The organism is Xenorhabdus griffiniae (genome assembly GCF_037265215.1).
Classification (GTDB): domain Bacteria; phylum Pseudomonadota; class Gammaproteobacteria; order Enterobacterales; family Enterobacteriaceae; genus Xenorhabdus; species Xenorhabdus griffiniae.
The window spans coordinates 1,406,585-1,432,588 of the sequence record NZ_CP147737.1 but is presented as its reverse complement, the minus strand read 5'-3'; the positions used below and the strand labels follow the sequence as shown (position 1 = coordinate 1,432,588).

30 protein-coding genes, 1 tRNA gene and 2 pseudogenes are annotated in these 26,004 nt (G+C 49.1%); 16 read left to right on the top strand and 17 right to left on the bottom strand.

The genetic code is table 11. The features are described from left to right. Positions 1-4 precede the first annotated feature (4 nt). The 3 genes from WDV75_RS06425 to WDV75_RS06415 all read left to right on the top strand — a co-directional run bounded on the left by WDV75_RS06425 (position 5) and on the right by WDV75_RS06415 (position 1,703). Positions 5-277 (top strand): oxidative damage protection protein, encoded by a 273-nt coding sequence (locus tag WDV75_RS06425; RefSeq protein ID WP_047770725.1) that lies wholly within the window; start codon positions 5-7, stop codon positions 275-277. Between the two features lie 111 nt (positions 278-388). After that, a complete protein-coding gene (gene mltC / locus WDV75_RS06420) occupies positions 389-1,462 on the top strand; it encodes a membrane-bound lytic murein transglycosylase MltC (RefSeq protein ID WP_273558860.1) in 1,074 nt (357 codons plus the stop codon). Positions 1,463-1,627: 165 nt separating this feature from the next. Then, positions 1,628-1,703, top strand: a tRNA-Phe gene (locus WDV75_RS06415). 347 nt (positions 1,704-2,050) lie between these two features. On the opposite strand, the gene WDV75_RS06410 is transcribed toward WDV75_RS06415, so the two are convergent. The 11 genes from WDV75_RS06410 to WDV75_RS06360 all read right to left on the bottom strand — a co-directional run bounded on the left by WDV75_RS06410 (position 2,051) and on the right by WDV75_RS06360 (position 10,341). Further along, positions 2,051-3,079, bottom strand: a complete 1,029-nt coding sequence (locus WDV75_RS06410) for a site-specific integrase (RefSeq protein ID WP_338861199.1) — start codon at positions 3,077-3,079, stop codon at positions 2,051-2,053. A 79-nt stretch (positions 3,080-3,158) separates the two neighbouring features. Then, positions 3,159-4,190, bottom strand: coding sequence for a TraI domain-containing protein (locus tag WDV75_RS06405; RefSeq protein WP_338860921.1), 1,032 nt, complete (start codon positions 4,188-4,190; stop codon positions 3,159-3,161). A 227-nt stretch (positions 4,191-4,417) separates the two neighbouring features. Continuing rightward, positions 4,418-5,107, bottom strand: a complete 690-nt coding sequence (locus WDV75_RS06400) for an N-6 DNA methylase (RefSeq protein WP_273572325.1) — start codon at positions 5,105-5,107, stop codon at positions 4,418-4,420. Positions 5,108-5,228: 121 nt separating this feature from the next. Then, on the bottom strand, positions 5,229-6,152 hold the full coding sequence (locus WDV75_RS06395) for a DUF1281 domain-containing protein (RefSeq protein ID WP_338860919.1): 924 nt from the start codon (positions 6,150-6,152) through the stop codon (positions 5,229-5,231). Between the two features lie 90 nt (positions 6,153-6,242). Then, the gene (locus WDV75_RS06390; protein WP_273572343.1) at positions 6,243-6,548 is read right to left on the bottom strand and encodes a TA system toxin CbtA family protein; all 306 of its coding nucleotides are present in this window, start codon (positions 6,546-6,548) and stop codon (positions 6,243-6,245) included. A gap of 16 nt (positions 6,549-6,564) precedes the next feature. Next, positions 6,565-7,107: a hypothetical protein gene (locus tag WDV75_RS06385; RefSeq protein WP_273572340.1), complete on the bottom strand. Its 543-nt coding sequence runs from the start codon at positions 7,105-7,107 to the stop codon at positions 6,565-6,567. Positions 7,108-7,231: 124 nt separating this feature from the next. After that, positions 7,232-7,696, bottom strand: a complete 465-nt coding sequence (locus WDV75_RS06380; RefSeq protein ID WP_273572341.1) for an antirestriction protein — start codon at positions 7,694-7,696, stop codon at positions 7,232-7,234. 96 nt (positions 7,697-7,792) lie between these two features. Next, positions 7,793-8,386: an antirestriction protein gene (locus WDV75_RS06375; RefSeq protein WP_338860872.1), complete on the bottom strand. Its 594-nt coding sequence runs from the start codon at positions 8,384-8,386 to the stop codon at positions 7,793-7,795. Positions 8,387-8,742: 356 nt separating this feature from the next. Beyond that, the gene (locus WDV75_RS06370; RefSeq protein ID WP_273571992.1) at positions 8,743-9,660 is read right to left on the bottom strand and encodes an integrase domain-containing protein; all 918 of its coding nucleotides are present in this window, start codon (positions 9,658-9,660) and stop codon (positions 8,743-8,745) included. A 310-nt stretch (positions 9,661-9,970) separates the two neighbouring features. Beyond that, positions 9,971-10,117, bottom strand: coding sequence for a hypothetical protein (locus WDV75_RS06365; protein ID WP_273571435.1), 147 nt, complete (start codon positions 10,115-10,117; stop codon positions 9,971-9,973). After that, a complete protein-coding gene (locus tag WDV75_RS06360; RefSeq protein ID WP_273571994.1) occupies positions 10,111-10,341 on the bottom strand; it encodes a hypothetical protein in 231 nt (76 codons plus the stop codon). Before WDV75_RS06360 ends, WDV75_RS06365 begins: the two co-directional genes overlap by 7 nt. 184 nt (positions 10,342-10,525) lie before the next feature. Here WDV75_RS06360 and WDV75_RS06355 point away from each other — a divergent pair. The 13 genes and pseudogenes from WDV75_RS06355 to WDV75_RS06295 all read left to right on the top strand — a co-directional run bounded on the left by WDV75_RS06355 (position 10,526) and on the right by WDV75_RS06295 (position 19,910). Continuing rightward, positions 10,526-11,221, top strand: a pseudogene (locus WDV75_RS06355) (IS1 family transposase). Positions 11,222-11,239: 18 nt separating this feature from the next. Continuing rightward, complete coding sequence (locus tag WDV75_RS06350; RefSeq protein ID WP_422399062.1) at positions 11,240-11,413, top strand: IS1 family transposase; 174 nt, start codon at positions 11,240-11,242, stop codon at positions 11,411-11,413. A 51-nt stretch (positions 11,414-11,464) separates the two neighbouring features. After that, positions 11,465-12,325 carry a hypothetical protein gene (locus tag WDV75_RS06345; protein ID WP_273571998.1) on the top strand — a complete coding sequence of 287 codons (861 nt, stop codon included), beginning with the start codon at positions 11,465-11,467 and terminating at the stop codon, positions 12,323-12,325. Positions 12,326-12,344: 19 nt separating this feature from the next. Then, positions 12,345-13,796, top strand: coding sequence for a 4-hydroxyphenylacetate 3-hydroxylase family protein (locus WDV75_RS06340; RefSeq protein ID WP_273572000.1), 1,452 nt, complete (start codon positions 12,345-12,347; stop codon positions 13,794-13,796). After that, complete coding sequence (locus tag WDV75_RS06335; protein WP_273572002.1) at positions 13,765-14,148, top strand: NUDIX hydrolase; 384 nt, start codon at positions 13,765-13,767, stop codon at positions 14,146-14,148. The genes WDV75_RS06340 and WDV75_RS06335 overlap by 32 nt, the downstream gene beginning before the upstream one ends. Next, on the top strand, positions 14,132-15,337 hold the full coding sequence (locus tag WDV75_RS06330) for a M24 family metallopeptidase (RefSeq protein WP_273572003.1): 1,206 nt from the start codon (positions 14,132-14,134) through the stop codon (positions 15,335-15,337). Before WDV75_RS06335 ends, WDV75_RS06330 begins: the two co-directional genes overlap by 17 nt. A 10-nt stretch (positions 15,338-15,347) precedes the next feature. Beyond that, positions 15,348-16,019, top strand: coding sequence for a pyridoxal-phosphate dependent enzyme (locus WDV75_RS06325; RefSeq protein WP_273572004.1), 672 nt, complete (start codon positions 15,348-15,350; stop codon positions 16,017-16,019). Next, positions 15,958-16,377 (top strand): hypothetical protein, encoded by a 420-nt coding sequence (locus tag WDV75_RS06320; RefSeq protein WP_273572005.1) that lies wholly within the window; start codon positions 15,958-15,960, stop codon positions 16,375-16,377. Before WDV75_RS06325 ends, WDV75_RS06320 begins: the two co-directional genes overlap by 62 nt. 20 nt (positions 16,378-16,397) lie before the next feature. After that, on the top strand, positions 16,398-17,429 hold the full coding sequence (locus WDV75_RS06315) for a quinone-dependent dihydroorotate dehydrogenase (RefSeq protein WP_338860911.1): 1,032 nt from the start codon (positions 16,398-16,400) through the stop codon (positions 17,427-17,429). Continuing rightward, positions 17,410-18,060, top strand: coding sequence for an orotate phosphoribosyltransferase (gene pyrE, locus WDV75_RS06310; RefSeq protein ID WP_273572010.1), 651 nt, complete (start codon positions 17,410-17,412; stop codon positions 18,058-18,060). Before WDV75_RS06315 ends, pyrE begins: the two co-directional genes overlap by 20 nt. 471 nt (positions 18,061-18,531) lie before the next feature. After that, the gene (locus WDV75_RS06305; protein ID WP_273572011.1) at positions 18,532-18,984 is read left to right on the top strand and encodes a DMT family transporter; all 453 of its coding nucleotides are present in this window, start codon (positions 18,532-18,534) and stop codon (positions 18,982-18,984) included. A 99-nt stretch (positions 18,985-19,083) separates the two neighbouring features. Beyond that, a complete protein-coding gene (locus WDV75_RS06300; protein ID WP_273572013.1) occupies positions 19,084-19,647 on the top strand; it encodes a TIGR00730 family Rossman fold protein in 564 nt (187 codons plus the stop codon). A 131-nt stretch (positions 19,648-19,778) separates the two neighbouring features. Next, complete coding sequence (locus tag WDV75_RS06295; protein WP_273572015.1) at positions 19,779-19,910, top strand: hypothetical protein; 132 nt, start codon at positions 19,779-19,781, stop codon at positions 19,908-19,910. 116 nt (positions 19,911-20,026) lie between these two features. Here WDV75_RS06295 and WDV75_RS06290 read toward each other — a convergent pair. From WDV75_RS06290 to WDV75_RS06265, 6 genes and pseudogenes are all read right to left on the bottom strand, one after another. Continuing rightward, positions 20,027-20,887: pseudogene (locus WDV75_RS06290) on the bottom strand (ShlB/FhaC/HecB family hemolysin secretion/activation protein); the annotation flags it as partial. A 366-nt stretch (positions 20,888-21,253) separates the two neighbouring features. Continuing rightward, positions 21,254-22,771 carry a conjugal transfer protein TraG N-terminal domain-containing protein gene (locus WDV75_RS06285; protein ID WP_338860906.1) on the bottom strand — a complete coding sequence of 506 codons (1,518 nt, stop codon included), beginning with the start codon at positions 22,769-22,771 and terminating at the stop codon, positions 21,254-21,256. After that, on the bottom strand, positions 22,768-23,118 hold the full coding sequence (locus tag WDV75_RS06280; RefSeq protein ID WP_273572301.1) for a hypothetical protein: 351 nt from the start codon (positions 23,116-23,118) through the stop codon (positions 22,768-22,770). The genes WDV75_RS06285 and WDV75_RS06280 overlap by 4 nt, the downstream gene beginning before the upstream one ends. A gap of 8 nt (positions 23,119-23,126) precedes the next feature. Next, positions 23,127-24,563 (bottom strand): integrating conjugative element protein, encoded by a 1,437-nt coding sequence (locus WDV75_RS06275; RefSeq protein WP_273572299.1) that lies wholly within the window; start codon positions 24,561-24,563, stop codon positions 23,127-23,129. 15 nt (positions 24,564-24,578) lie between these two features. Then, positions 24,579-25,547, bottom strand: a complete 969-nt coding sequence (locus WDV75_RS06270) for a TIGR03756 family integrating conjugative element protein (RefSeq protein ID WP_273572297.1) — start codon at positions 25,545-25,547, stop codon at positions 24,579-24,581. Beyond that, positions 25,544-25,963: a TIGR03757 family integrating conjugative element protein gene (locus WDV75_RS06265; RefSeq protein ID WP_422399057.1), complete on the bottom strand. Its 420-nt coding sequence runs from the start codon at positions 25,961-25,963 to the stop codon at positions 25,544-25,546. The genes WDV75_RS06270 and WDV75_RS06265 overlap by 4 nt, the downstream gene beginning before the upstream one ends. Between the last annotated feature and the right edge of the window lie 41 nt (positions 25,964-26,004).

Below are 26,004 nucleotides of genomic sequence, written 5' to 3'. Positions count from 1 at the left end.
AATTATGAGCAGAACTATTTTTTGTACTTTTTTACAACGAGAAGCGGAAGGCCAAGATTTTCAGCTCTATCCAGGGGAATTGGGCAAACGTATTTTCAATGAGATTTCAAAAGAAGCATGGCAACAGTGGATGAGTAAACAAACCATGCTGATTAATGAAAAAAAACTCAATACCATGAATCCAGAAGATCGCAAACTGCTTGAACAAGAGATGGTGAAATTCCTGTTTGAAGGGCATGATATTAAAATCGACGGTTATACACCTCCGGAACAATAATATTACTATTCGATTAGTATAGATTGGCAAAATAAGAGCCATTTTGTATGGCTCTAAACATTGATTGAAACCTCAATATCCAACAGTATTAATATCCAACGGCATTGTAAAATGAAAAGACTGCTGGCCCTGATCCTCCTTGCTCCACTTTTAATTTCCTGTTCTAGCAAAAAAGACGCTGAATACAACGAAGAATATATAAAAGACACCAATGGATTCGATATTTTGATGGGGCAATTTGCCCACGATATTGAAAATATTTGGGGTTTGCAGGAAGTTTTAATCGCAGGCCCAAAAGATTACGTTAAATATACAGATCACTATAAGACCCGCAGCCATATTAATTTTGAGACGGGAAACATTACGATTGAAACCATTTCCCCCATTGAACCCGCTGAACATTTACGCAAAGCGATCGTTACAACTTTGCTGATGGGAGATGATCCAGGAACTATCGATCTTTATTCCGACGCCAACGATATTCAGATCAGCAAAGAACCCTTTCTATATGGGCAGGTTTTAGATAACACTGGTGAACCCATTCGCTGGGAGTGGCGCGCACGTCATTTTGCCAATTATCTGATCCAAAATAAATTGCAAAAACGTCAATCGGGGTTACACATCATTTGGTCAGTTACCATACAGTTGGTGCCTAACCATTTGGACAAACGTGCCCATAAATACCTTCCTATCGTTCGCAAAGCATCCATAAAATATGGCGTTGATGAATCTCTCATCCTTGCCATCATGCAGACTGAATCCAGTTTTAACCCTTATGCCGTCAGCCGCTCTGATGCCTTGGGGCTTATGCAGGTAATGCAACACACTGCCGGACGAGATGTTTTCAAGATGCAAGGAAAATCAGGCCAGCCTAGCCGCAATTATCTCTTCGATCCTGAGAACAACATCGATGCCGGCACCGCCTATTTATCGATATTGCAAAATACCTATTTAGGAGAAATCAAAAACGCGACCTCACGCCGATATTCCGTTATCACAGCTTACAATGGCGGTGCTGGCAGTGTATTGCGCGTATTCGCCATCGATAAAAAGAAAGCGATTCAAATCATCAACTCAATGGAACCTGGTGAAGTTTATTCAACCCTGACCAATAAACACCCTTCTGCTGAATCACGTCGCTATTTGATGAAAGTGAACAATGCACAGAAAAGTTATCGCAGATAGTTGATAATCAATGAGCGGATAGTAGGGAAATAACAAATGGAGAGGCGATTGTTTCTCCATTTTGTTTAGATTTATAGCTTATTGTGTGAATTAAAAGCATATAAATAAATTTATGTAGAAAGTGTTTGACGGATTAGGCTGAATACGGTTTAATGCGCCCCGTTAGCCCGGATAGCTCAGTCGGTAGAGCAGGGGATTGAAAATCCCCGTGTCCTTGGTTCGATTCCGAGTCCGGGCACCAAGTTTCCATGCGGGTTTGTCCTAGGTTGTTAAATTTCCTGACAAAAGCGCGAAAAAGAATCAATCGTTAATTAAATGTTAAAGCCTAATCAGTTCAATTTGTACTGTTTAGTTGATAAGAACATTTAAGACAAGATGACAGGGTGGCTGTTTTATCAGTTGCCCTTTTCTTGTTTAAGGTAATGATTTCAGTAATTGATTCTGATGTCAAGTCAGGTGAAAACTTCACGACGGGATACCGGATCAGCATGAACGCTTTTTTCCATCCCATCACTGTTGATGCAGGGCAGCTCACGCTATCTCCTCCTTAATCCATCCTGCGATCTGCCCTGATTTTTTTAATCCGCTTTATTCCTTCTCACCGGCAGGCTCATCAGAACGATCGGTATACAGCCCCAGTTCCCGCTCCAGTGTTTTCCCTGTCACTTCCATATCGAGATCAATGTATTCCATCGTGGTCGCGACATTACGATGCCCCAGTAATCTTTTCACCAACGGCAGGTTCCGATCCGGCGCTTTCATCAGCGTCGTTGCCACGGTATGGCGAAAACGGTGAGGCGAGACAGCAAAATCACACTCCCTGGACAGCCGACGAAAGAAAGAACGGAGCTGTTGTTTTTCCCGATTGATATCATATTGGTAACGGGAAAGCCGGCTGGGGTGCGGCACGCTTAACCGGCTGAGATCGAAAATCGGATCGTGGCCTTCAGCACCGGCAGCCATCGCCCTTGCCACGAGTTGTGCCAGCCAGGGTTTGAGTTGCGGAATAATCGGTATCTCCCATTCGCTGTGGTTTTTACTGCCTTCCAGTCCCAGTTCAATATAATTGCTTTCCAGGTTAATATCCCGCAGCCGCAGGTGCAGTAACTGGTTCTGGCGCATCCCCGTAAAGCGCAATGTCGCCAGCACGGTTGACCAATACCAGGTTGGGTACAGGGCACACCGCCCTCCCCGTGGCATCACGTCGGTTCTTTCTTCTTCCGCAAACTTCCCCATCAACAGGTTAATACGGGTTATCTGCGACTGACTCAAAATCTTCTTCTTTTTCTTCTCTTTTTTAACCACCGCGTGGTTAAACGGGTTGTCGGTGTGGGGCAGCAATTTTTGCGCCATACCAAAATTAAAAATCGCCCGCAGGTGGGCTACCTTATTGTTCCAGGTATGGCTCGACTGCTTTTTTTCCACCAGAAGATGGCGCCGCCACCGCAACACATCCCGATGAGTGATCTGCGCCGGTGATGCCGCTTCCCCCATAAACCGGATAAAACCCCGTGTGACCTTACGATAACTCCATTCGGTATCCGGTCTCAGGATATGTGAAAAAAAGTACTCTTCTAATAGCGCTTCCCAACTGTGGGCTTCTGCTGTGTGCAACATATTATTTTTTCCTCGGCTCATCCTGCCGTTTCCTGTCCAAAAACAATTCGCGGCAATAAAATAAAAATAACTGTTTGAATTATTTATCTTTAAATGATGAATGCAGGTGACTGTCAGGGGCAATACTTTCTTTCTCCCGTTTTGACCGTTTGGTCAGTTTCGAGGCGGGGGGGTGACTTTTTCCCTGATTTTGCGGCGAAGACCCATCAGGTGACTGAAATAAGGATAATAATGTCAGGGTATCATCAGACACGGATGGCGGTGGGGTTGTGATTTCACTGACAGGCGGCGTGGGTGTCGTTTCCGGTACCGGATTGTATTCGGAAGAGCACGCCGCCTCCTTCGCCGGAGATGGAGAAACGTCCTGTTTCCCCCGCAAAGGGGAATGAACCTGCCCGGCAGCGTCCTGAAGCAACGCATCAATCAGCGGAACAGTGGAGGGACGCCCATTGAGGTGCTGCATCAGACAGTGCCAGACTTCTGGCACGGAAACCAGCCACATCATGGCTTTTTCTGGTAACAAACAGGCAGCCAGCAACACTTCTTGTGGAACCGACGGTATGTTCTCCGGTGTGCGAAAACGGAAACGAAACGGTTTGTCGGGGATACCGATGCCCGGCTGCCAGACATGCCCGTCCTCCAGTTCCCCCTCAAGCTGCCGCAACAAGGGCAGGTGGTAAAACAACGCCGCCCAGAACACCACCGCCTGCCATAGCAAGCTCTGGGCCGCCTGCGTTTCCGGTGCCGCCCCCGGTGGTAACAGATGCCCCTTCGCCAGCCGCACGGCACAGGTGGTAAATTGCAGCGTCAGGTCGGCAAATCCCCCAGCCCCTGACCAGTCACCTTCCGGTGTGGCGGGTATTTGCTGGACACTGCCCAGCAATTGCTTCACCGGTGCAAGATAAAAACGCTGATACAGCCCTTCCGGCAAGGCACTGTTTTGCCATAATTGCTGAAGACACTGGCGGCGCAGGGGCGTTGCCAGTAACTCATCAGCCGATTGCGGCCGGAAATAGCCCCGGCTGTCACGAATGGCGGCCGGTTGTTGCTCGGGGGATTTTTGCAGTGTGGCAGACTGGCGGGCAAAATGCGATTTAAAACGCGCAAACATGGTCTTTCCTCTTTCCGTTCAAATTGGGCACAGTGTCGGTGGATCCCAATCGGAAACAAGGGAAAACTCTTTTTGCGGAAATGAAAATTAAACTGACCCGATTCATCCATGGATTCACTTATCGGATCACCTTAATTTTTACTATAAATCAATACATTAATATTACTTAAAAGTAAGAAAGCGCCCCGAAAGGCGCATGAGAACAATAGAATAGATACTGAAAAAATTCAGGCTGCCTGTGGCTGTTGATGCTCCCGTAAACGGTTCGACCAGTTACCCAGATAATGTGCCGGTGTATAGCGGGTTCGCTGACTGCCGCCATCATGCAGGGCATTGCCAATAGTGACGGCGGCCGGAATGTCGGTCAGGGCAAACTGGATGTAGGCCATCACCGCGGCCAGCGGATCAATATCAATCGCTGAGACCCACAGACTGCATAACGGATCATGCCCCTGCGCTCTCAGGACGTCGGCTGCGGCCAGCGTCATACAACCCGCCCCACAAGCCGGCTCGTACAGGGTGACAAAGGGTTTCTCCTGCAAGCGTGCAGCGACATCCTGCAACTGTATCTCCGCCATCATTCTGGCCACGCACCAGGGGGTAAAAAACTGGTTGAGGTCTTTATCACCCAATCCCAGCTGCATAAACACACTGCCCAGAAAATCACCGGGTTCCTGCGCCAGCCCCAGCACGGTACAGGAAAAGAGTTCTACAATCCGGTCAACATCCTCCCGTTCGTACTTGTTGATGGTTTTCAGGTAATACTGCTCCAGCTCCTCACAATAATGGTATTTATTGTGAATGGCGGCCATCGCACAATTGCAAAAATCCTGAAAAACCTGATAACGACGGTGGTCACGTGCCGTCTGGTTAAACAAAGAAATAAAGGCTTTCTGATAATCGGGTTGAGATGTCATCACCTGTTTTCCCTGAAGAACAAAAAGAGAAAAAGGAAAACACATCCCGAAAAAGGAAAATGTTTCCCCTTTCGGTTGAAGTGAAGATAAAAAATAAATTAATGATGGGTTAAATAACGCGTTACTGCCCAACGGCAATGGCCGGCACAGGCAGGTTCACCGCCCGCTTGTCATCGTTGACCAGATAAAGCGTAGGCCGGTTCTCCCGTCCTGACAGCCCGTTGCCACTGTCCACATGCTCGCCCTGGTCATAGCAATCGTAACCTTTGAGGCTTCCTGACGGTTCGCTGTACCCGTGGCGGATTTCACAGTCAAACACCGATGACAGCTCGCCCATCAGTTCGGCCGACGGGGGTGCCCAGGGAGAATCAAAGCGCACGGTCAGGCTGCTGACATGCCGGCGCTCCCAGCGGACATGGTGCCCCAACGGCCATTCCATACCGTATTGCGCGTCGTAAAACTGCGCCGGAGTCGCGATGCCTTTGAGCAAGCCACTGTTGCCGTTAATCTCGGTGGCAAGGCGGGTCGGCATTATCATCAGCATATCGCAGGGCTGCGCCGATCCCGGATAAACACTCAGTTTATCCCAGCACGCGCCGATATCGATAGTTTCAGACCAGCCCACCATGCCAAACCAGTCGGTATACTGGCGGGTCAGGAGACGGGTGATAATGTCACGCGCCGGCGCCGGTACGCTTTCCCAACGCAACAGGCTGAGACAGGACTGGCGGTACAGGTTATCTGTCCGTTTAATGTTGTCGCTGTTTAACGGCACATTATCCTGCAACAACTTAAGCCATTGTTCAAAAGCCAGGTTCTGTGCCGTCGGCGCCGCCGTGCCGTACACCAGTGCCGGGTAAGGCGCATAGGTTTGCGGTTTAGTCGGTTTCAGTATCCCCGCACAACCCGCCAGAAACAGCCGCAGGCTTTGCTGCACTGCCTGACGGTAACGGGGAGTTTCTTCCCCGCAGACCCATTGTTGCATTACGTCAATACACACCGACTTACCGGTGATGTCCAGTTGATTAGTATACCATTCTGCCATGGTCAGGTTCCTCATTGGATGAATCAGCATAAACCGGAGGAACCGCGCCATCAGGGCACCGCTCCCCCGATGGGTGATTGAAAAATGGATTTATTCGGGCTGTGACCCGGTGTCCTGACTGAGCAGCGTTTCGGTAATCCCGCAGTCGAAAATTGCCCTCAGCTCATCATGAATCCCCAGGTACGGTGTACTGCTCATACTCTGCGCATTCAGCCGGGTTAAATCGTATTTATCCACCAACGCGTTGATGGCTTCAAAGGGCTGGACGCCACTGGCCATCAGTTCAGCCACCGTGTCAGCATCACACAGGGCCGTATCATTCAGGTTCAGGCCAAAATGCCGTTTCAGCAGCGTGCCGGCAATGACCTGCCAGACGGTTAGACGTAAAGGTGCCATAGTAATATCTCCCACGTTAAATACTGACTGTCGTGCTGTGCCGGAGAATATCCTGCACTTCACGGCACGCGTGATAACGGGGTGAAACCCCATGCAGCGACAGTAAATGCGCCTCATGCCACAATGCCCGGGCGGCCGGGATATTCTGCCAGCCCTGCTCAAGTACCGCCGACTGGCACAACTGCTGCTGTCGCTTTTCCAGTGACAGGCGCGCTGAGGCCAGCGTCACCGGCTGCGCCCAGACAATCTCGTCATAAAACCGGCCACCGAGCACTTTTCTGTCCCCGGCGTCATAAATCATGACGGTCAGCGGAAAAAACACACACGCCGCCTGACCGGATGGAGTCTCCGGCACCGGCCAGTCCCCCAGTAAATGGATAACCTTCAGCCGCTGTACCGCTTCCGTAACTGAAGAAGCTTCGCACACCGTCAGGGTTTCCGACCGCAGAGACGGGGGCATTTGTGGGGGTTGCATCAGGCCGGTGACCTGGGCAGTAAAAATATCTTCACGTAAGGCCGGGTTAGTTTCAGCCGGCACGGGTAAAAAAATCGGGTTCATCGGTATTTCCTTGATGGAAGGTCAAATAAAGAAAACACCCGCCCGATGCCGGGAAGGTGTTTTCGGCTCCCTGGTCAGGCGCTTAAGAAAAGAGCAGGGTTAACAGCGACATAGGCCGATAACCTCAATGATGATGATGATTTTGATTTTCGATTAATGACGGGCTGATAAAGTCCTCGTGGAATCTCAATGTCATGACTGATTCTATCAGGCCATTTTCCGGATGTTGCTTCGCATATTCCCGCAATTCGCGAAACCGACAGGCATCCGCATTCAGCTCATTCAGCGCGGCGATACGGGCAAGCACGATTGACGTCACCGCCAGCCCGAAGGCATCGGCTGAGAGTGTCACCGTTAACTGCGTGTCTGACAGGTAAACCGGGTAGTTTTTCGCTGAGGTCGGCACCATATAGGCCAGCGACTCAGACACCTGCCGGCCTGTCCATTGTTCATACGGGTCATTTTTGCATAACGTTGAAGCGGTATTGACAATCAGAAACCCCAGAAACAACCGCTCCAGCGATTTTTTACCGGGAAATGCCGCGGACAGCGCGAGACTGTCCAGCATGATAAGGTCACCTTCTTGCATGATGTTCTCCTGTAAATAAAAAAGACGGAGAACACCCTGCCCGATGGGAAAGGCATTCCCCGTCGGGTGACTGGCATTGTGCCAGGGTAGATTAAATTATCGCCATGCCCCCGCTAAACTTAAAGCCGCCCGGATACACGGGGCCTGGGGGTGTTGCAGCGCGTATTCCCGCAAATCACACAACCGTTCAGCGATTTCATCCTGCTTTACCAGTGCCGTCAGATAGCCCAGTACCGTCAGGGTGACCATCAGCCCGAACGTATCTGCTGACACCTCGCTGTTAAAGTCAGTGGTCTCGATTTTGACCCCATACGTGTCAGCACGGGTCGGCACGGCATAGGCAATTTTGTCGGACACTTTCCGGCACTGCCAGGTATCACACCGGTAATCCTCACACAGCGTAACCGCCGCTTTAATGACCGAGTGTTCCAGCAGCCTCAATTCCAGTGGGCTACTTCGCGGAAAGACGTCCGCAAAAGGGGACAATTCAGACGCCGGTACAGCAGGCACCGTTGTCCTGGTTTCGTTTTGTTGCATGGTGGACTCCTTTAAAATAACGGAGAACACCTTGCCCGACGGGAAGCATGTTCCCCGTCCGGGTTGACTGGCTGGGTTGCCAGCGTGGATTAAATAACCTTCATCATCAACAAAGATGATATCTGCTTCCAAAGGTGGGCAGATGTACCACACAGTGTGTACTCCCTTGCAGGCTACGGGAGTGTGGGTGTCGCTGCCCGAAGGTGATCCTCACAAGCGACCGGATCATATGTAAGCCTTATCACGCTAATAAACGGAAGTCATAAGGTCAATGCGTAATTCATTTTCCGGGACAGAAAATAATGTCAGAAGCACGATGGCATTATTTGAATTGATTCGAATGCAATCTACCCGTTCTAATTTTATGGTGTGACCAAATCAGGCAACTTGCTCTAACTCACTTCTGGACAAAAATAAGTTAGAGATAGATGATGAATGGTTAGCCAAATGTAAGATTCAGTTGTATTGCACCGACCATAAAGTCAGGTCGTGTATAAATCAGTACACTTTTATTCACCCTCAATATTCCGGTAATACACCTGCCGGATATAGCGCCCGCGCCCATCGCCATGCCCCAAATCCATCGAGACCAGGGCCTGTGCTTCCTGCTCGCTGAAACCCTGCGCGGTATAATGTTCACCAGATTGCTGGGCAAAATGGTAGCGCATACTGTGTGGGGCTTTCTTGCCGCTCAATCCTGCCCTTCTGACAATATACCGATAGCGATCTATGGCCTGGGTGATAGTAGGCTTATCAATCAATTTGCCGCTACGCCCGGCCTGCTCGCGTTCCGCATAAGCAATCGCGTGTTGCAGGGCTTCCCGATCCAGTATGATAGTTTGTCTTGGACGTCCGCCTTTGGTGCCGAACACCACCCGCACAGAGGTATGCCCGTTTTCCAGCGCTTTTTTCCAGGTCGCTAACGATTTATAGGCTTCAATCGCTTCTTTGGTGCGCAGCCCCAGTACATAAGCCAGTTGCATCACCGCTGCCACGCGCCGGTCTTTTTGTTCCACCTGCTGAAAAATTTCCCGGAACGCGGCCGGTGTCAACGCCGTTTTCGTTCCCTTGCGGCTCGTCTCAGCGATACCCAATGCCCGGTTACTCAGGCGGGCATTATCGGGATCAGCCAGCTTGTGCTTTCCCGCCCGCGCTAAAATGGCCCGCAGCACCGGCATTTCATTTTGCAATGTCCGGTGATTAATATGGTGAGCTTTTCGTTCAGCGATGTAGCGCTCAATATATTTCACCTTCAGGCTATCCATTTGCCGGAGTTTGATGCCATTGTTTTTTAAATAATCAAGGAAATACCGGGCAATCCGCTCACGATCAGCCACTGTCACAAAACTTCCGCCCGCCTGTCGGGCATGAGTAATAAAGGCTTTTCTGAACTGCTCAACCTTTGAACGTGTCGATCCCTGCGCCATTCTCGCCTCTCCTGCTGCTTTACTTGTGTTTTATTCATTTTTTGAGTCGTTTTTAAAACAATTCCCTGCGTGTCGGTTCAGGTTCACCGTTCCGTGGTGCGTCAGACAATGTGTAGCAGGGCGGGATTGTGTTGAGTTATTGCAGGAGCTCGCGACGTGCTCAGCACAGCGATGACATGCTCCCCGTTCAGGGCCTGATCAGCTCAGGATGAACGCCTCATTATCTTGACGTGATGAATTTCTCCTTCATTTTTACTGCATCAGCCTGCAATCAGGCAATGGGTTGAAAATCCGATAAGGCGATCGTTTATCAATCAAACAAAATGGCGGTTAATGGTCTGTTTTGCGTGGTTTCACTGAGTAATGCGGGGTTCAAATCGGCCGTAAAGTCAGGCTCTACGTGCTCTGGACGTTGGCCGCTTTGCGGCGTCACTTGGTAAACGCTGCGCTTTAACACAAGTGACGCCGCGCCGTTTTCGGGACGTTTTTCGTGATAAATGCAAAATGCAGGTGAATGTTGTACCGGTTAAAACGGTATCGATTAACGTAAGGCAGAGTATGTTCTGCTCGGTTATGTATGTGAATAGCCGATGATGAATACCACCGGGAGACTTTCATCCCCAGACGGAGGGTTAGGTGTCCGAGGATATCTGCTTCCAAAAGTGCGCAGATGTACCGCATTGCATGCACTCCCTCTCAGGCTACGGGAGTTTTGTTTCGCCGCTTTACGCTGATCCTTGCAGGCGTGAGGGATCATGAGATAACAGCAAGATAATAGCGATTGTGTCAGGCGCGGTCAAACTGTGGGTCACGTATTCAACCTGTTGATGGTTGTGTATAATCGTCATTTTTTCGGAGAAGTCACATGGCGACTGTTGAAGTAAAATGTCGATTTTGTCAGCAAACTGAATACGTCAAAAAGCATGGCAAAGGTGAGGCAGGACACCAACGCTATCGCTGTTTTTCCTGCCAGCGAACCTTCCAACTGGATTACGCCTATCGCGCGTGCCAAGCGGGTATAAAAGAACAAGTTGTTGACCTTGCCATGAATAATGCGGGTATCCGTAATACGGCCCGTGCATTACATATCAGTATCAATGCTGTTGTTCGCACTTTAAAAAACTCCAACCACGATGCGTAACAACGCTCCCACTGGATAATGTCAACGTTCAGCTCATTTGTGAAGTTGATGAGGTGTGGTCATTTGTCGGGAATAAAAAGTGCCAACGTTGGTTATGGTATGCTTTGGGAACCTCGATTAAAACGTATCATTGCCCATACATTCGGAGCAAGAAGCAAAAAAACACTCAAGAAACTCCTCAAAAAACTGGCTTCGTTTAATGTTGTCTTCTGGTGTACAGATAATTTCAAAGCTTACAGTTTATTACCCAAAAACCAGCATGTTGTCGGAAAAACCTTCACTCAACGTATTGAGCGGGAGAATTTGACGTTGCGCAACCGACTTAAGCGACTCAATCGTAAAACGTTGGGTTATTCTAAGTCACCGGAAATGCATGATAAAGTCATCGGGACGTTCATTGAACGTGAATACTATGTTTAACACAAATCAACGGATTGAATACGTGACCGAAATTATCGTACCCAATGCATAAAAAGAATCAACCTGACACTTCTCACCTGTTTAAAAAGGTTAAATAGAAAAACGATAGGCTATTCCAAATCGGAAAAAATGCACGACAAAGTGATAAGAACATTCATTGAAACGGCATACTACTTTCTCAAAGCCATCTAACTATTGGTATCATGACTAATTCTTTTAATGTTCCGCTCAGGATTTAACCTAATGCCATTGTCCGGCTTGCAATCCCTTTATAATGTGATAATTATCACAATTTTAAGAAGTTTACTTGAACTGATTAATAATGTTTATGATTATATAAAAGATAATGATTATGTAGATATTTTGGATTTATGGTTAATGGAATGTAAAGCAAATAATGTGACTGGCAATGGTCAGTACGTCATGACAAAGGCTCTAAGTGCTGAAGCTAAAGAAATAAATAATCATACTTATATTGTAAGAATTACCGTTCTCGGTTTTACTCATCGACCCGGGCAATACGTCAAGATAAGGAGCAGCAGTGGACTAGAACGGTACTTTTCGATTTTATCCCGGAGCAGATCTGCTTTCCACAATTCTCCCTCTATAGTTGAGCTTCTAGTCAAATTTAACGAATTTTTATCAGCATCGCACAGAATTATTCTGGATATCCTGTCCGGCAAAGAGATATTCATTTCACAGCCCTGTGGTCAGGCATACTGGCGCCAGTCGGACTATGGTAATGTCCTTATTGCCTGCGATTCGAGTTATAGTTATGTAAGGAGTATTGCTGAATATATTGCGGATAATCACAGTGAGCAACCAACATTATTAATATGGATAAATGAGACTGATCATACATGTTTTGACATGCCATATATCAATAAGTTGAGCCAAGCAAACACTGAGTTTCGCTTTATATCTCTTGAAGAAGATTATTCCCGTCGTAACATGTCTTTTATTAATAGAATGTTTCAGCATATTCAAAAATCACATTTTTCCAAATCAAACTTTTATATAGGCAGTGGAAATAGCTTCTTTCAACTGCTTAAAGATGAACTTGGTCGTCACGGCGTTTATAAAAAAAAGAATAATCTCAGATAATCATTGACAGGACTGATATATGTTGAAAGAAAATTACCTTCGCAGACTTAAAGTACCGCGACAGGTTTATATCGACTCCAGGCTGGTAACGGACGTTTCTAACGAAACTTCTTTTCAAGGGGCAATTAATAGTATTGCGCAATATTACCATCTTCAGGAATCTCAGCCGGATATTTTTACCTACCAGGAAAATGGTGTGGCGTACCACATAAGCACCCTCGCACCAAGTAATCATGAGGATCTAAAACGGAAAAGGGAAAGCTACAAGGCTGTAGCCGATCTGTCCTTTGGCATGCTTGGACGGACACCTGACTTTATCAACTGTGCTCTTGCAGCAATGGCCAGAAATGCGCATGTTCTGGGCTCGGGTCAGTTCGCTGATTTTTCAGATAATGCGGTGAGGTATTATGAAAAATGCCGCCGTAACCATCTTTTTATCGGCCATGGTGCGGTCAATCCTCAGATTGATCGGGGGATTTCACTAGGTTCACAGGAAAACAGTTACTGTGGCGTACGTGTCGTTTCATCAGATGAAAAAGGAATCATAGTTTCCGGCGCCAAAATGATTGTCACACTGGCACCCATTGCAGATGAGCTGCTGGTCTTCAATATGCCGGGTTTAGTGCCCGGCGATGAGGACTATGCCATCGCCTTTGCGGTACCGGTTACGGCAGCGGGGGTAAAACTCATATGCCGTAAATCGCTTCAGCACGCCGACTACAGCCTTTTCGATCATCCTGTTGCTAACTTGTTCGATGAATCAGATGCTTATATGGTATTTGATGACGTATTTATTCCCTGGAGTGACGTGTTTGTATTTCGGGATGTTGAAAAATCCAATGCCTTTTATGACAAGACGCGCATTCGCAATCACAACGGGCATCAGGGGATCGTCCGCGGGCTGTCGAAAGCTGAGCTGCTTACCGGAGTAGCCATTGAGCTGGCCGAAAAAATGGGGCTCACCGGTTTCCTGAACGTCAGGGAACAGCTGGGCGAGATGACTTCCTGCCTTGAACTAGTCCGGGGTGCCATACTCTTGGCAGAGCAGGACGCGATTTATGAGAATGACCTTCTTAATCCCAGCATTCATGCAATTCAGGCTGTCCGGTACCATTTTCCTAAATGGTATCAGCGCATGGTAAATATAATTCAATCGCTTTCTGCAGGATCGATGCTGGCAGTACCACATCAGGGGGATTTTAGTAATGAAAATGCCCCTGTAATCAGGGAATCACTCCGGACAACGTCGCTGAATGCCAGTGACAGATGTTTCCTTTTAAATCTAGCGTGGGATTTGAGTGGGGATGGTTTCGGACAAAGACAGATGGTTTATGAAAAGTATCATGCCGGTGATCCCATCCGTATTGCAGCTATGCATTATGCAACCTATCCAAAAGACGGAATATTTCAGCATTTGAATAATATTAAAAGGATCTATCGTGATTCATTGTGCGAGCCTAGCATATATTGAGGATGGAAAAGTATTACTCGTCCGAGTAAGAGATAATAAACTATGGTATTTTCCCGGAGGGAAAATAGAGGTGAATGAAAGCCCGATCGAGGCACTAGTGCGTGAACTCTCCGAAGAAATAAATATTCTAGTTGATCCTGAGAATGTTCATTTTCTGATGGAAGTTACGGGGTCTAGTCATGACGGTTGTGATGAAGTTCGCCTTTATATCCATACCCTAGATAAGTTGCCATCCTGCATACCAGGAAACGAAATCAGCGAGATAAGTTGGTTCAATCTTTCTGATAAAGAATATATGGCGCCTGCCGTTATAAAAACACTCATGGCTATCGAAAATGGCTTACAATATTAATCAGATTAAATTATTATTCGAGCGAGAAGATCTTGATTTAATAATCGGTTCAACCAGAGAGAATTGCCTGTATTTTACAGGATTCTCTCCTGTTGTGAAAACGCTCAATCCCTATCATGGGCAATCTTATGTTCTGCTGCACCGCGAGGATCCCTGTACCGTCAGTGTAGTACATCCCATAGGCGAAATTGACCAGATTCTGGATGCGGATGTCCCCGTCCGGCATATTGAGACTTACGGTAAATTTTATCGTGAATACGGCGGAACCGCTGATCTGACACGGGAAGAACTCAGGCTGCAAGAGTACAGCAGAATCGAGTACTCCAGAAGTTCGCCATCAGAAGCACTAGCATTACTTATCAGAAAGCTTGGACGGGAAAGCCCTATTCGACGCATCGGATACGATGAAGATGGTATGCTTGCTCAAACGCTGCGTGATCTGCAGCAGGCTTTACCTGATTCGGTATGGGTTAGCACTTCTTCAGCTATCCGTCACTCCAGACGTTATAAAACGGACGCTGAAGTGGATATGCTTATGCAGTCTGCGCGTATCAACGAGGCCGCGATTCATGAGGCCATAAAAGGGGTCATATCGGGAACGAGCGAGGCGGACATCTCCAGTCGATTTAACCAGGCGTTGGTCAGACAGGGGGCTTATCCTGTGTTGACCATGATTAAAGCCGGTCGTGCGGCGGTAGGTGGGCAGAGACGGCAGGATGCCAGCATACTCCTTGAGCCGGGCGACATGCTTTGGTTCGATTCTGACGCTGTTTATCAGGGATTCTGGTCCGATATTGCAAGAGTATACGCCGTTGAAAAAGTTAGCCCTTCCATACTGAAACGCTATCAGGCGCTCCGAAATGGCATGCTGGAAGCATTCTCTTTTATCCGGCCTGGACTTACCGGTAAGCAGGTATTTGCTCATGTCATGGATACGGTACACCGTTCTGGTTTTCCTGAGTATCGCCGCCATCACGTAGGACACGCGATAGGCCTGGAACCTTATGAACTTCCTATACTGAGCCCTTCAGACGAAAACATTATCGAAGAAGGCATGGTTTTATCTGTTGAAACTCCCTATTACGAGTTTGGAATTGGTGCGCTGCACATCGAAGACCCTCTCTTCGTTGGGGCTTCTGGCAACCGGTTTTTAACTGCTCACCCCGTCCCAGAATTACAAATTCTGTAAAGGAATGAATATGAACATAGTCTCTGCCGTCAGCGAGTTAATCGGTAATACGCCGGTGTATTCTCTTGAACACCCGTTTGTGCCTGATAACAAGAAGCTGTTTATAAAGCTTGAGCAGTTTAATCCCAATTTCAGTATCAAAGATCGCACCGCGCTGGGGCTCATCCAGAAAGCCTTTGAAAGCAAAAAGCTGAGGCCGGGAGGAACGGTTATCGAGTCAACATCAGGTAACCTCGGTAAGTCTTTGGCTATGCTCAGCGCCAGCATGGGCTTTCACCTTATAGTCGTGGTGGATCCAAAAGTCAGCAGAAATTCTCTTAACTGGTTTAAAGCTTTTGGCGCCGAAGTGGAGGTCGTGGATACCCCAGATGCGTCCGGTGGATACCAGACTGCACGCATTGAAAGAGTTAAGGAGCTTCTTAAAGTGTATCCGGGAGCGTACTGGACCAATCAGTATGACAACCCTGATAATCCCCGCTATCACGAATCGATAACAGCGAAAGAGTTCCTCAATCTCCCAGTTGACATGATCATCGGCTCGGTAAGTACAGGCGGCCATTTTGGAGGCATAAGCAAGGGCATAAGGGCACATAAGGGCAGAACGGCCAGAAATAAGATGTATGGCCTGCGATGTCGAGGGATCGGCTATTTTTGGCACTCCTTTTCACCCATACCTGCTTAATGGTCTGGGGCTGAGCTGGCGGGCGAAGAATACGGATCTGGAGGCGTTTGATTTTCTCAACAGTGTCACCGATCTGAATGCCATTTCTTTATGCCGCCTGCTTGCCCGTGATACCGGTCTGCTGCTGGGAGGCTCCTCCGGTGTGGTCATTTTCAGCGCATTAATGGCGCTGCAGCTCGACGATATTCAGTCCGTTATGGCGATCGCACCGGACTCAGGTATCAACTATCTGGAACAGTTTTATGATGATGACTGGCTGACGGAGAAAAAGGTGCAGTTGTTATCGCGCGAGCAATTAAGACAGCAATTGTCCTTCAGTCTGAAGGCGTTTCAAGAAAACCTGGTAGAGTTAAAATGATTTCCGAGTTTAGCCGTAAAGTGCTACTGCAGCTCGATCCTGAAACAGCACATCATCTTGCAATCCTCGGTCTGCGCTGGTTTGCGCCAGTTCAGGCAGTTTGCGTCCCTGACGGACTTTCCCAGAAGGTATGGGGCAAAAGCTTTTCCCATCCCGTGGGGATCGGAGCAGGATTTGACAAAGACGCCGAGGCTTATCATGCTCTTGGCCGCCTTGGCTTCAGCTTCGTTGAGGTCGGTTCCGTAACGCCTGAGCCTCAGCCGGGAAACTCTCGCCCACGGTTGTTTCGCCTGAAAGATGACGGAGCCATCATTAATCGCTATGGGTTTAACTCTAAAGGAATGGATTATGTGAAGCAGCGCCTCGCCAGCAATAAAGGTGACATTACGCTGGGGATTAATCTGGGAAAAAATAAGACATCTACGGATTATATGGATGATTTCATCAGCGGAGCCGAAAAACTCATCTCCTTTGCTGATTATCTTACCATTAATCTCTCTTCTCCCAACACTCCGGGACTGAGAGATCTTCAGCAAATTGACACGGTAGATCCGTTGCTCAGAAGACTGAATACCTTAAGACGGGAAAGGAAACCTAGTTGTCCAATTTTAATCAAACTGTCCCCTGATATGGAGTTGGGTGCAGAAGCAGAACTGCTGTCCTATTTAGCAGACTCTTTGGTGGATGGGATTATCGTCAGCAACACAACAACAGGTAGGGATAACCTCTCCCGCCTGCCTTCACGTATGGAAACAGGTGGTTTATCCGGGAAGCCACTGCAACAAAAGTCCCGTGAAATGCTGAAAAGGGCGTTTACTATCGTAGGTCACAGTAAACCTATTATAGCATCTGGAGGCATTAACAGTGGAGAGGAAGCATATCTGCGGATTTGTATGGGGGCAACGCTTTGCCAGATATATACGTCCTTCATATACGAAGGACCATCCATATTACCGACCATGCTTAAGCAAATAAAATCCTGCATGCAGCAGGATGGATTCAACACTATAGATCAGGCCAGAGGATCATATTATGTCAGACGCACAGAATGAATTTGCGAGCTTCTTAATCGATAGCAACGTCGTCGAGTTCGGAAATTTCAGGCTAAAATCCGGCAGGCACAGCCCATATTTTTTTAACTTCGGAAAACTATCCAATGCACGTCTTCTCAACAAAGCGGCCTGGTTTTATGCACGGTTTATTTCAGAAAATAACTTATCCCCTGACGTAATTTTTGGGCCGGCTTATAAAGGTATTCCTCTAGGAGTAGCAATTGCTCTTTCCCTGCAGCGGGATTTCCATACCGAGGTTAATTACTCATTTAACCGCAAAGAGATAAAGAACTATGGCGACGGAGGAATAATGGTCGGAGCAACTTTACAACAAAAAAGGGTACTGACTGTTGACGATGTCATTACTTCAGGTATGACCATTGACGATACCATTAAGCTGATTCGTGCCGAAAGTGGCCTCCCTGTAGCCTATCTGGTTGCTCTGGATCGGCAGGAGCGGGGAGCAGATGGCACTCATTCAGCGCTGCAGAGTGCTGCGTCGCGGCTGGATATTGATATATATTCAATAACGACCGTAGGTCATATTATTTCGTGCCTGAGAAGCTCTCCGGCTGCGCAGGATAAGGTGGTGGAAATAGAAAATTATCTCGAGAAATTTGGCGTGGAGTAATGAAATGTCTGTGCAGAACGTAAGAGGATCATTAGAAAACTACGTTGTACGTTTAGAGAAGATTTCCTCCCTCCGCCAATCAGAAGAGGTCAACAACGAGACGGTCAGCTCCTTGTCTGAGGATATTCTTTCTGAAGGAATATGGACGACGGTTATTCCTGCTGAGTGGGAGTCAGGTTGGATTATGGATGGTAATCATAGGCTAAACGTAGCTCGCCATCTGGGATTACGATATCTTCCCGTGATCAGACTACGTTATGACGACCCTCGGGTAAGCGTGCTTAGGTGGGATAGTGGTAAACCTTACCCAGTGAGTCAGCTCAGATCCGAGATACAGAGCAGCTTATTGCTACCCTTTAAAACAACGAAGCACCTGTTTAACCCTCTTCTGCCCGATGTTCGGGTGTCTCTGGATAAACTGCGGGAGCGCTGATTAACTCATTATGATATTCTATTAATTTAGGGATTTTTATGAGTTTAATTTACTATTTTATAGCTGTGAGCATAGGGGTAGCCATCGCAACTCAGTCTGCCGTAAATAATCAGCTTAAATCACTATTGGGTGGAAGCACTCTTCTTGCCTCACTAGTTTCATTTATTGTGGGCGTGCTGTGCCTATCTATCCTGTGTGCTCTGTCAGGTGAACGTTTTACTCAGTTAATTCAGTTGCGTCATGTTAATCCCTGGCTATTATCAGGGGGGGCACTGGGGGCCTTTTTCGTTTTTGGCACAACGTTACTAGCGCCTCGTCTGGGGGTTGCCGCGATGATTTCGCTGGTTATTTTTGGGCAGATAATGATGTCATTACTGATGGATAAATTCGGCCTATTGGGATTGCCTGCGCGAGATATAATCCCCTTGAAACTGTTAGGAGTTGTATTGGTACTGGCAGGGGCGCTCTGTGTTAGTCTGGGCGGCAAATGAGCCTTACTGTTACAGGGAACATCCAGCGCAGCGACGTGGTCACTGAAGGCACGGAAAATTTAAATTTTGTTCTGCTTTTTATGAAAGGATAAACTACTTATGAGGGCAGCTGTTTTCTGCGGATCGGCTCACGGAACTGATCCCTCTTTTATCAAAGAAACTGAGCGCTTGGTTCAGGCAATGGCAAAAAGGGACGTCAATCTGGTTTACGGAGGTGGTCGTGTCGGCCTGATGGGAACGCTGGCCGACGCAGCCATCTCATCAGGTATTCACGTCATCGGTGTTATGCCACAGTCTCTGGTCAGTCATGAACTGGCACATAGCGGTGTTGATGAGCTGAAAATAGTGAAGGATATGCATGAGCGCAAGTCAGTCATGGCTGAAAATGCAGATCTCTTTATTGCTATTCCCGGTGGTGCTGGCACTCTGGAGGAGATATTTGAGGCTTGGACCTGGGCTCAACTTGGTCTGCATAATAAGGCCTGTGCCTTCTACAACGTAAATGGGTACTTTAATCCTCTGTTTGCCTTTTTTGAACGCATGATCGATGATGGATTCATGAAAAAAAACTATTCTGATATGCTTGTTGTGTCAGATGATCCCGACGAACTTATTGCGAGAGTATTGTCATATTCTCCTCCCCCACCAAAGTGGATAAGCTGACGCAGCCATTGCCTTTCCTGGCAAAAACAATACAATGCTGGGCTCCCCTCCGGCATTGAAGAACATAAAAATCTGGTCATGTATTAAATAGTTCGGTTTTGGACAAATAATACCAGTGCCGCCGGCTTCTGATGTCACTTTCAGAAGCCGGCGACTACACCAAATGGCACACCGTTCATTACATCTATATGAACGCATCCCGTTTGCAAGACAAAAATTACTCTGGCATCGACGGTAGGTTGCAGCTCTATATCCGTACATGAATTCCCGCTTATGTGCAAGATAAGTTCGTTGAATGACGGTCATAACTGCGTTCGTACATTCGGCTTCTGTGTTTGCAGGTTATTTTCTGCTGAGCCATGATGGATATATGCACACCTGCACCGAAGGCGCCGGTTCCCCGCCGCCAGTTGATGCCGGCGTCCAACGTGATATCACCGAAGTAACTGCGCTGGCTTAAGCCTAACTCCCAGCCCGCAGTACTGCGGTGTTGTTGGGCTATTTCGATATTTCCCACAGCATTGGTGGAATGGCGACGAAAGACGTGCAGATTAAGGGTTGTTTTGTGCGACTGATTGCGAAATAACAACCGGGACACCGTGAATTGCGCATTCTCACTTTTGCCGCTGTAAGACAGGATTTCGTTCGCGTTGGCGATATTCTGATGATAGGTGTAGTCATTGTAGTTGGCAGAAAACGCCCAGTAACCGAGCGGGAAGACGTAGTTAACGGTACGGGCGCGGTTACCAAAGGGGCCGGGCTCAAACAAATCCTTACCGATGTTGGCATAGAACAGATCGTTCTGGGCAAAAGGCGCATCAATCGCCAGCGTCACCGACCCCAGATAGCGGCCAGTGCTTTGGGCACCGCTGTCATCGAGTCCCAGACTGAGCCGGAACAGGCACCCCTCTTTCCAGCTGATCCGCAGGTCACTGGTTGCCTCCTGCTGACCGGGTTCGATTTTAATATCGGCCTCAACACTGGGCACCCGTTTGAAATTTTCCAGCGCCTGCTCGATATCGCGCAAATTCAGGATATCCCCGGCGGTAGCGGGCATGGCATTCCACAACCGCCCACGCCAGGACACCGGCTCATCAAAGCGGATATTAGCAATACGGCCGGGCTGGAGCATCAGCGTCAACACTCCACCCGCCAGATCCTGCTCCTGCACCATGACACGGGTGGTGACATAACCTTTGGTCAGAATGGCATTTTGCACCTTGTTATTAACCAGCAAAATCCATCCGGCCAGCCCGGCTATCATGTTGCGGAAAGTTACCGTTGCCATATAAACCCATCGGATACGTAATTATTATTGAATAGTAATAAGGGAGTTTTAAGATGAGGTATTATGGTCAGCAGGGTTTAATTATCAAGCTGGCAGATGAGATATTCATCATATAGGTGCTTATTTGGACGATTTAACTCTAAAAATGCAACAAAATGGCAATAAGTCAACAGAATAACAACATATTATGTGCAACATTAAGCAGATTCATCTGGGTTTTAAGTTCAGCCAAAACAAAAACATCATGGATATGATGAGAAAATATGATGAATAGGTTATATTCAGAGTATTCCTAAGGTAATCACCCCGTTGAACGCTTTAGCGCTTACCGCCGGATAGGATTTTCTGCATCACCATCTGCCCGAACATGCCGGCCGACTGTTTCACCTGCCCCACGCCCTGGCTCATCATGCCCGCCATATCGCCCATCCGCACCCCCGCCCAGGCCAGTGCCCCCAGCCAGACCATTGGCAGCACAATAAACAGCGTGCCCATCACCAGCCCCATAATCAAATCATCCGAGGTGTTCTGAAATCCCGCCAGATTCAACAGGCTGTGGGTGTCTGAGCCATACAGGGCGTCCAGTAAATAACTGTCCAGCCAGCGGGCAGTTTCCCACCAGAAAGTCAGGAAATTCAACGCAAACAGGGCGAATGTCAGTGTGAGTACCGTCTTAAATTCATAGGCGGCAAACAGCAGGATCAACGGGATCAGGATATACAACGCCATCAGGATCACCGCCTGTATCATCGGCAAAGCCTGACGCACCGCATCAAACGCCGGCATGCTGAGGAATCCCCCCAGCAGAGTCCCCGCAGAAGAACCCACCCGATTTGATCTGTCCCAGACCGTAAAATCGGCATTGCCGCCATACCCCGCATACACATAGCCGTCCTGAGATATTGTCAAGTTAACCGGACTGACTAAACGGCGGATCACCGCTTCTTGATATTCACGGGTTTCCTTGCCCAGCATTTTGAGGGCTGCCGATAAACGCAACCACAATCCCGGATCAGCCTCGGCCAATACCCTGGCCTTCAGTCCGGTTTTAGGGGTTGACCACCAGGCCTGACAGGTGGGATAACCGCCCTGCCCGGTATTGGGCCGGCCATTGTCCCGGCTTTCATTCCACGGAAATAGTACCCTGGGCATTCGGGATTGCAGCGTCCGGTAATCGCCGGATAAGAAGGTGCGACTGCCCAGCCAGTCAATATCATGCAGGGTGGCCGGATCGGGGGTTTGTCCCTGATCCCGTTGTTTCCACTGATACAACGCTAAGGCATAACAGTCATTAGTGAAATCCTGCAATTCCGCCGCCAGTGCCGGGCTATTGATACGGGTGTGCTGTACCTCAAAACGCAGCTGCCTTAAATCCGGCCGGCAGGGAATGGACGCTACCGCCGCTTGTGTCAAGCCCTTTGACAACCGATGCACCACGGCCCACCAGAGGGGCACCGCCGCCGTCTGATTATTCAGGCTGGAGATCACCGGCGCATAACCACTTTTATCCGGCGCTTGCGGTGTCCAGGTGCCGCAACTTTTGGCACGGGACTGATCATACTGGAGGGTACTGAGGCTGACATTGACCAGCGGCACACAACACACCACCATGACGAAAAAGGCGCCATACAACGTATTTTCGAGATGGGCAAGCGACTGCAACCCGCCATGACCGTCCTCTTCGTCACCCTCCCGCACTTTCAGCCAGACCGCGATGACCTTTATCACTAAAGGGGTTGTGAACAGTCCGGTGGCAATCAGTATTTGCCATAATCCGTTATTGACCACCCAGCCAAGCAGGGTCAGAAAATATTCCAGATAGCTGTTGGTGGTCATTGCGTTACCTCAATCGCGCCTGACAGGGCATATTCACCCAGCAGGATAAACAACAGGTTGACCACTATCATCCGTATTAACGCGGCGCGGTGTGTCTTCTGATATGTTGTCCGTTGCCAGATTTTCCATCCGCCCCAACCTAACGTGATATAAAGGCATCCCCGCCAAACCAGCCAAACCGCTTTTGTCTTCATTATCCACTGATTCAGCGCGGACATTTTTTTGGGATACTCCATGCCTGCCCAACCCATCAGCAGTGTGACGACCATGACTGCGATGATGACCAGTAATACCCTGAACCCTGTTTTCACTTTCAGAATAGAATGCAATTTGACCGTTTCTGCCATGATCTACCTTACCTCCGTTCACTGTTAGGCATTTCCAGCTGATAAAAACGGGCATCGGTGCTGTCCGGCACCTGCTTTTGCGGATGGGCCTGAATACGGTGCGTGTCCCGCTCAATAATGGTCAGGATGGCGTTACGGGACAGTTCCCGTTTCAGCATCATTTCATTTTTCAGCGCATTGATTTCCCGATCCAGTGCCTCAATCCGCCGTTCCCCTTCGGCCAGGGCTTCCGGCTGGGCAGCCGCATTGGGCTCTGACATGCCAGTAATCAGCATTCGCCGCATTAACAATGCCGTCTCTGTGGTTTCGGCCATCGCCAGTTCGCCCGCCAGACGCGCGGTCAACGCGGCACTGTCCGGGTCTCGCTGCAATGCCTGGATCACACCTTTGGTGACCGCCAGGCTGCCGGTTTTCAGTTTGGCCAGATTGGCGGCGGTGGGTTTTTCCGTGCCATTGACCAGTTTCACCAGTTGTTCAGTATTGGCTTTGGTGTTCTCTTCCAGCATCGGCGCAAAGCCCGTGCCGGCCACCGTCGCGCCCGGTTGCTGGGATACTCCTCCGCTGGTGCATTCTGCGGCATTGGCACAGGTACGGATAGCCCGGTCGCCCAGCACTTTTACCACCGCCTCCGCCGCTTCTCTGGCATTCTGGAATTGGCGACAGGCACCGCCATCACACTGTTGATGGCTGATTGAAGCCTGGCTCAGTACCGGCAGGTGACTCATCATATTAAATCCCGCGCGGGCTAAATCACGGGTGGGCCGGATGGCATTTTGTCCCTTGCCCCCCTGCTTCTTCCCGCCAATCCACGGATGCCCGCTGGTGCCTGTGGCTTTGCTGCCGGCATTATTGACTCTTACCGCATCGGCATCCCCGCTGTTCACCTGTGTCTTATATTCCTGTAGGGCAGCCGATTGCGTCCATTTACTGTTTTGTGCAAAATCCATCATCCGTCGGGCCATGTTCTGGCAATTAAACTGGGCCTTGTCGTACGCCACATTGGCCTGCAACACACCGTTGGTCAGCATGTCATACAGCCCCGGATTGGCACGCTGAATGATCATGGCGGGTAAGCTGGCAACAGCGCCGGTGGCCCCCTGGATCACTTCACTCATCAGGTTTTTAAACCCGGCTGTAATACCGTTTAACTGATTACCGACGGTAGTTTTTAAGTCAAAATTGCCGCACATCAAATCGGAACTCCAGCCGAGTTCCAGTCCGCCCAGCGTGGTCAGGGAACGGCGGGTGGCCGGCTGTGAAATCACTGAGCCGCCCCCTAAGGTATAAAACAGCGTATCAGAGACCGCACCGGAGACATCGGCACCATAACCCAGCACACTGTTATTTACCTGTGGTAATGAGAGGGATACAACCGGTGTATTACCCTGCACAGAAGCGGTTGCCAGCCCACTCAATACCAGCAATAACCCGTTTATTTTCGTCATTATTCCTCCCTTATTTCAGATATCGGTACTGCCAAGAAAACGCTGCCCCCGGCGCTGACAACAACTGTAGGGTTGCCACAGGGCATAGGCCTGATTGCCATTGACCGCAGCCGCATGTTCGCCGTCAGGAAATACCGCACAGGACGGACTTAACCGGGGTGATAATCGCTGCCATTGGTGATTTTGGGTGCCGGTATTTTCTGTCACTGGTTCGGGTGGCCAATAACCGTCAGCGCGTTGACCTTTTAATGTCTGATAAACATGGGGTTGCCCGGCGCGGGTGATAATATCCGCCACCCGCTGCGCCACCACGGCAGACGCTTTGTCATCATCGGTCTGATTGACAAAGCCTGAGCGCGGGTAAATAGTGCCCCACAGATTGGCGGCCATCTGGCTGCCCAGCTCCCGCTGGCCGGGAATAAGCGCTTCCGGGTAGAACGCTTCCGGTAAACCGGTACGCCATGCCATCGTATCCAGCGTGCTGAGAAAATAAGGCATCAACGGGGTGGCAGCGCTTCGGCAGGCATAACCGGGAATGTGCCCGCCTATCAGGTTGGTGGCGGGATGCCCGATGGCATCGGCATATTTAAAACGCAGACTGGTCCGGCGCTGGCCTGCCATCTGGCTATTATGGTGGCCACCACCCGCAGTCAGGTGGGATAACGCCCCGGTGACAGCATTTTCCAGTCCGCCGGATAACCGGCTGACTTGCGCCATGTCTGCCCACGGATTGCCACCGGGGGCGTGATAAGTGGACACCACCGCTTCGGGGAGGTAGTGAGTGACTTTCACCGACGTTTTTACCGTACAGCCATGCCAGGAACAAAACAGCCAGTAACAAATACCGCTGACCCGCCACTGGATACAGGATGGCGAGAGACTGCTGGCCACAATCTGGGCGGTGTTGAGGGAAGCCTGCGCAAAGGGAGCAAACGCCGCTATCAGCGTGATGACAACAGGAAAAGCAAGGCGGGGTGTCTTCATGGCTGGCGCTGCTCCCTGAGGGCACTCGCTTTTGCCACATCCACCGTGCCATACACCACATCCCGGTCATCAAATACCACCGCAGGGTATTTACGCACGCCTGATTGCCAGGCTTTAACAACAGCACGATAAGACTGAATCAGTTGCTGTTCCTGCTGATGCCATTGGGGTGATTGCAGTATCGCTTGTGCTTGAATAGCGGCTTGCTGCGGATCGGCAGAAAGGTGAGCGAAGATTTTCTGCCGCTGTTGTTCAGCCACATCCAGCCAGACAATTTGTGTCTCCGGGGAAAGATTGACGGGAGAATGCTGACTGTCAGTATAAATAACCACTTTCGCATTAGCCGATAATGAGGCCAGCAATCCCCCCAAAGCAATAAAGCCGACTTCCACATAGTCCACTTCCCGTTTTATCAAACACCGGGATAGCCTGAAGAAATGTATTATTGATGTCAGTA

Bases quoted from the DNA above. Each gene is read 5' to 3' on its own strand.
- WDV75_RS06425 (WP_047770725.1), top strand. From the start codon at position 5: ATGAGCAGAACTATTTTTTGTACTTTTTTACAACGAGAAGCGGAAGGC.
- mltC (WP_273558860.1), top strand. From the start codon at position 389: ATGAAAAGACTGCTGGCCCTGATCCTCCTTGCTCCACTTTTAATTTCC.
- WDV75_RS06410 (WP_338861199.1), bottom strand. From the start codon at position 3,079: ATGTTGCACACAGCAGAAGCCCACAGTTGGGAAGCGCTATTAGAAGAG.
- WDV75_RS06405 (WP_338860921.1), bottom strand. From the start codon at position 4,190: ATGTTTGCGCGTTTTAAATCGCATTTTGCCCGCCAGTCTGCCACACTG.
- WDV75_RS06400 (WP_273572325.1), bottom strand. From the start codon at position 5,107: ATGACATCTCAACCCGATTATCAGAAAGCCTTTATTTCTTTGTTTAAC.
- WDV75_RS06395 (WP_338860919.1), bottom strand. From the start codon at position 6,152: ATGGCAGAATGGTATACTAATCAACTGGACATCACCGGTAAGTCGGTG.
- WDV75_RS06390 (WP_273572343.1), bottom strand. From the start codon at position 6,548: ATGGCACCTTTACGTCTAACCGTCTGGCAGGTCATTGCCGGCACGCTG.
- WDV75_RS06385 (WP_273572340.1), bottom strand. From the start codon at position 7,107: ATGAACCCGATTTTTTTACCCGTGCCGGCTGAAACTAACCCGGCCTTA.
- WDV75_RS06380 (WP_273572341.1), bottom strand. From the start codon at position 7,696: ATGCAAGAAGGTGACCTTATCATGCTGGACAGTCTCGCGCTGTCCGCG.
- WDV75_RS06370 (WP_273571992.1), bottom strand. From the start codon at position 9,660: ATGGCGCAGGGATCGACACGTTCAAAGGTTGAGCAGTTCAGAAAAGCC.
- WDV75_RS06360 (WP_273571994.1), bottom strand. From the start codon at position 10,341: ATGCGGTACATCTGCGCACTTTTGGAAGCAGATATCCTCGGACACCTA.
- WDV75_RS06345 (WP_273571998.1), top strand. From the start codon at position 11,465: ATGCCATTGTCCGGCTTGCAATCCCTTTATAATGTGATAATTATCACA.
- WDV75_RS06340 (WP_273572000.1), top strand. From the start codon at position 12,345: ATGTTGAAAGAAAATTACCTTCGCAGACTTAAAGTACCGCGACAGGTT.
- WDV75_RS06330 (WP_273572003.1), top strand. From the start codon at position 14,132: ATGGCTTACAATATTAATCAGATTAAATTATTATTCGAGCGAGAAGAT.
- WDV75_RS06325 (WP_273572004.1), top strand. From the start codon at position 15,348: ATGAACATAGTCTCTGCCGTCAGCGAGTTAATCGGTAATACGCCGGTG.
- WDV75_RS06320 (WP_273572005.1), top strand. From the start codon at position 15,958: ATGGCCTGCGATGTCGAGGGATCGGCTATTTTTGGCACTCCTTTTCAC.
- pyrE (WP_273572010.1), top strand. From the start codon at position 17,410: ATGTCAGACGCACAGAATGAATTTGCGAGCTTCTTAATCGATAGCAAC.
- WDV75_RS06305 (WP_273572011.1), top strand. From the start codon at position 18,532: ATGAGTTTAATTTACTATTTTATAGCTGTGAGCATAGGGGTAGCCATC.
- WDV75_RS06300 (WP_273572013.1), top strand. From the start codon at position 19,084: ATGAGGGCAGCTGTTTTCTGCGGATCGGCTCACGGAACTGATCCCTCT.
- WDV75_RS06295 (WP_273572015.1), top strand. From the start codon at position 19,779: ATGTCACTTTCAGAAGCCGGCGACTACACCAAATGGCACACCGTTCAT.
- WDV75_RS06285 (WP_338860906.1), bottom strand. From the start codon at position 22,771: ATGACCACCAACAGCTATCTGGAATATTTTCTGACCCTGCTTGGCTGG.
- WDV75_RS06280 (WP_273572301.1), bottom strand. From the start codon at position 23,118: ATGGCAGAAACGGTCAAATTGCATTCTATTCTGAAAGTGAAAACAGGG.
- WDV75_RS06275 (WP_273572299.1), bottom strand. From the start codon at position 24,563: ATGACGAAAATAAACGGGTTATTGCTGGTATTGAGTGGGCTGGCAACC.
- WDV75_RS06270 (WP_273572297.1), bottom strand. From the start codon at position 25,547: ATGAAGACACCCCGCCTTGCTTTTCCTGTTGTCATCACGCTGATAGCG.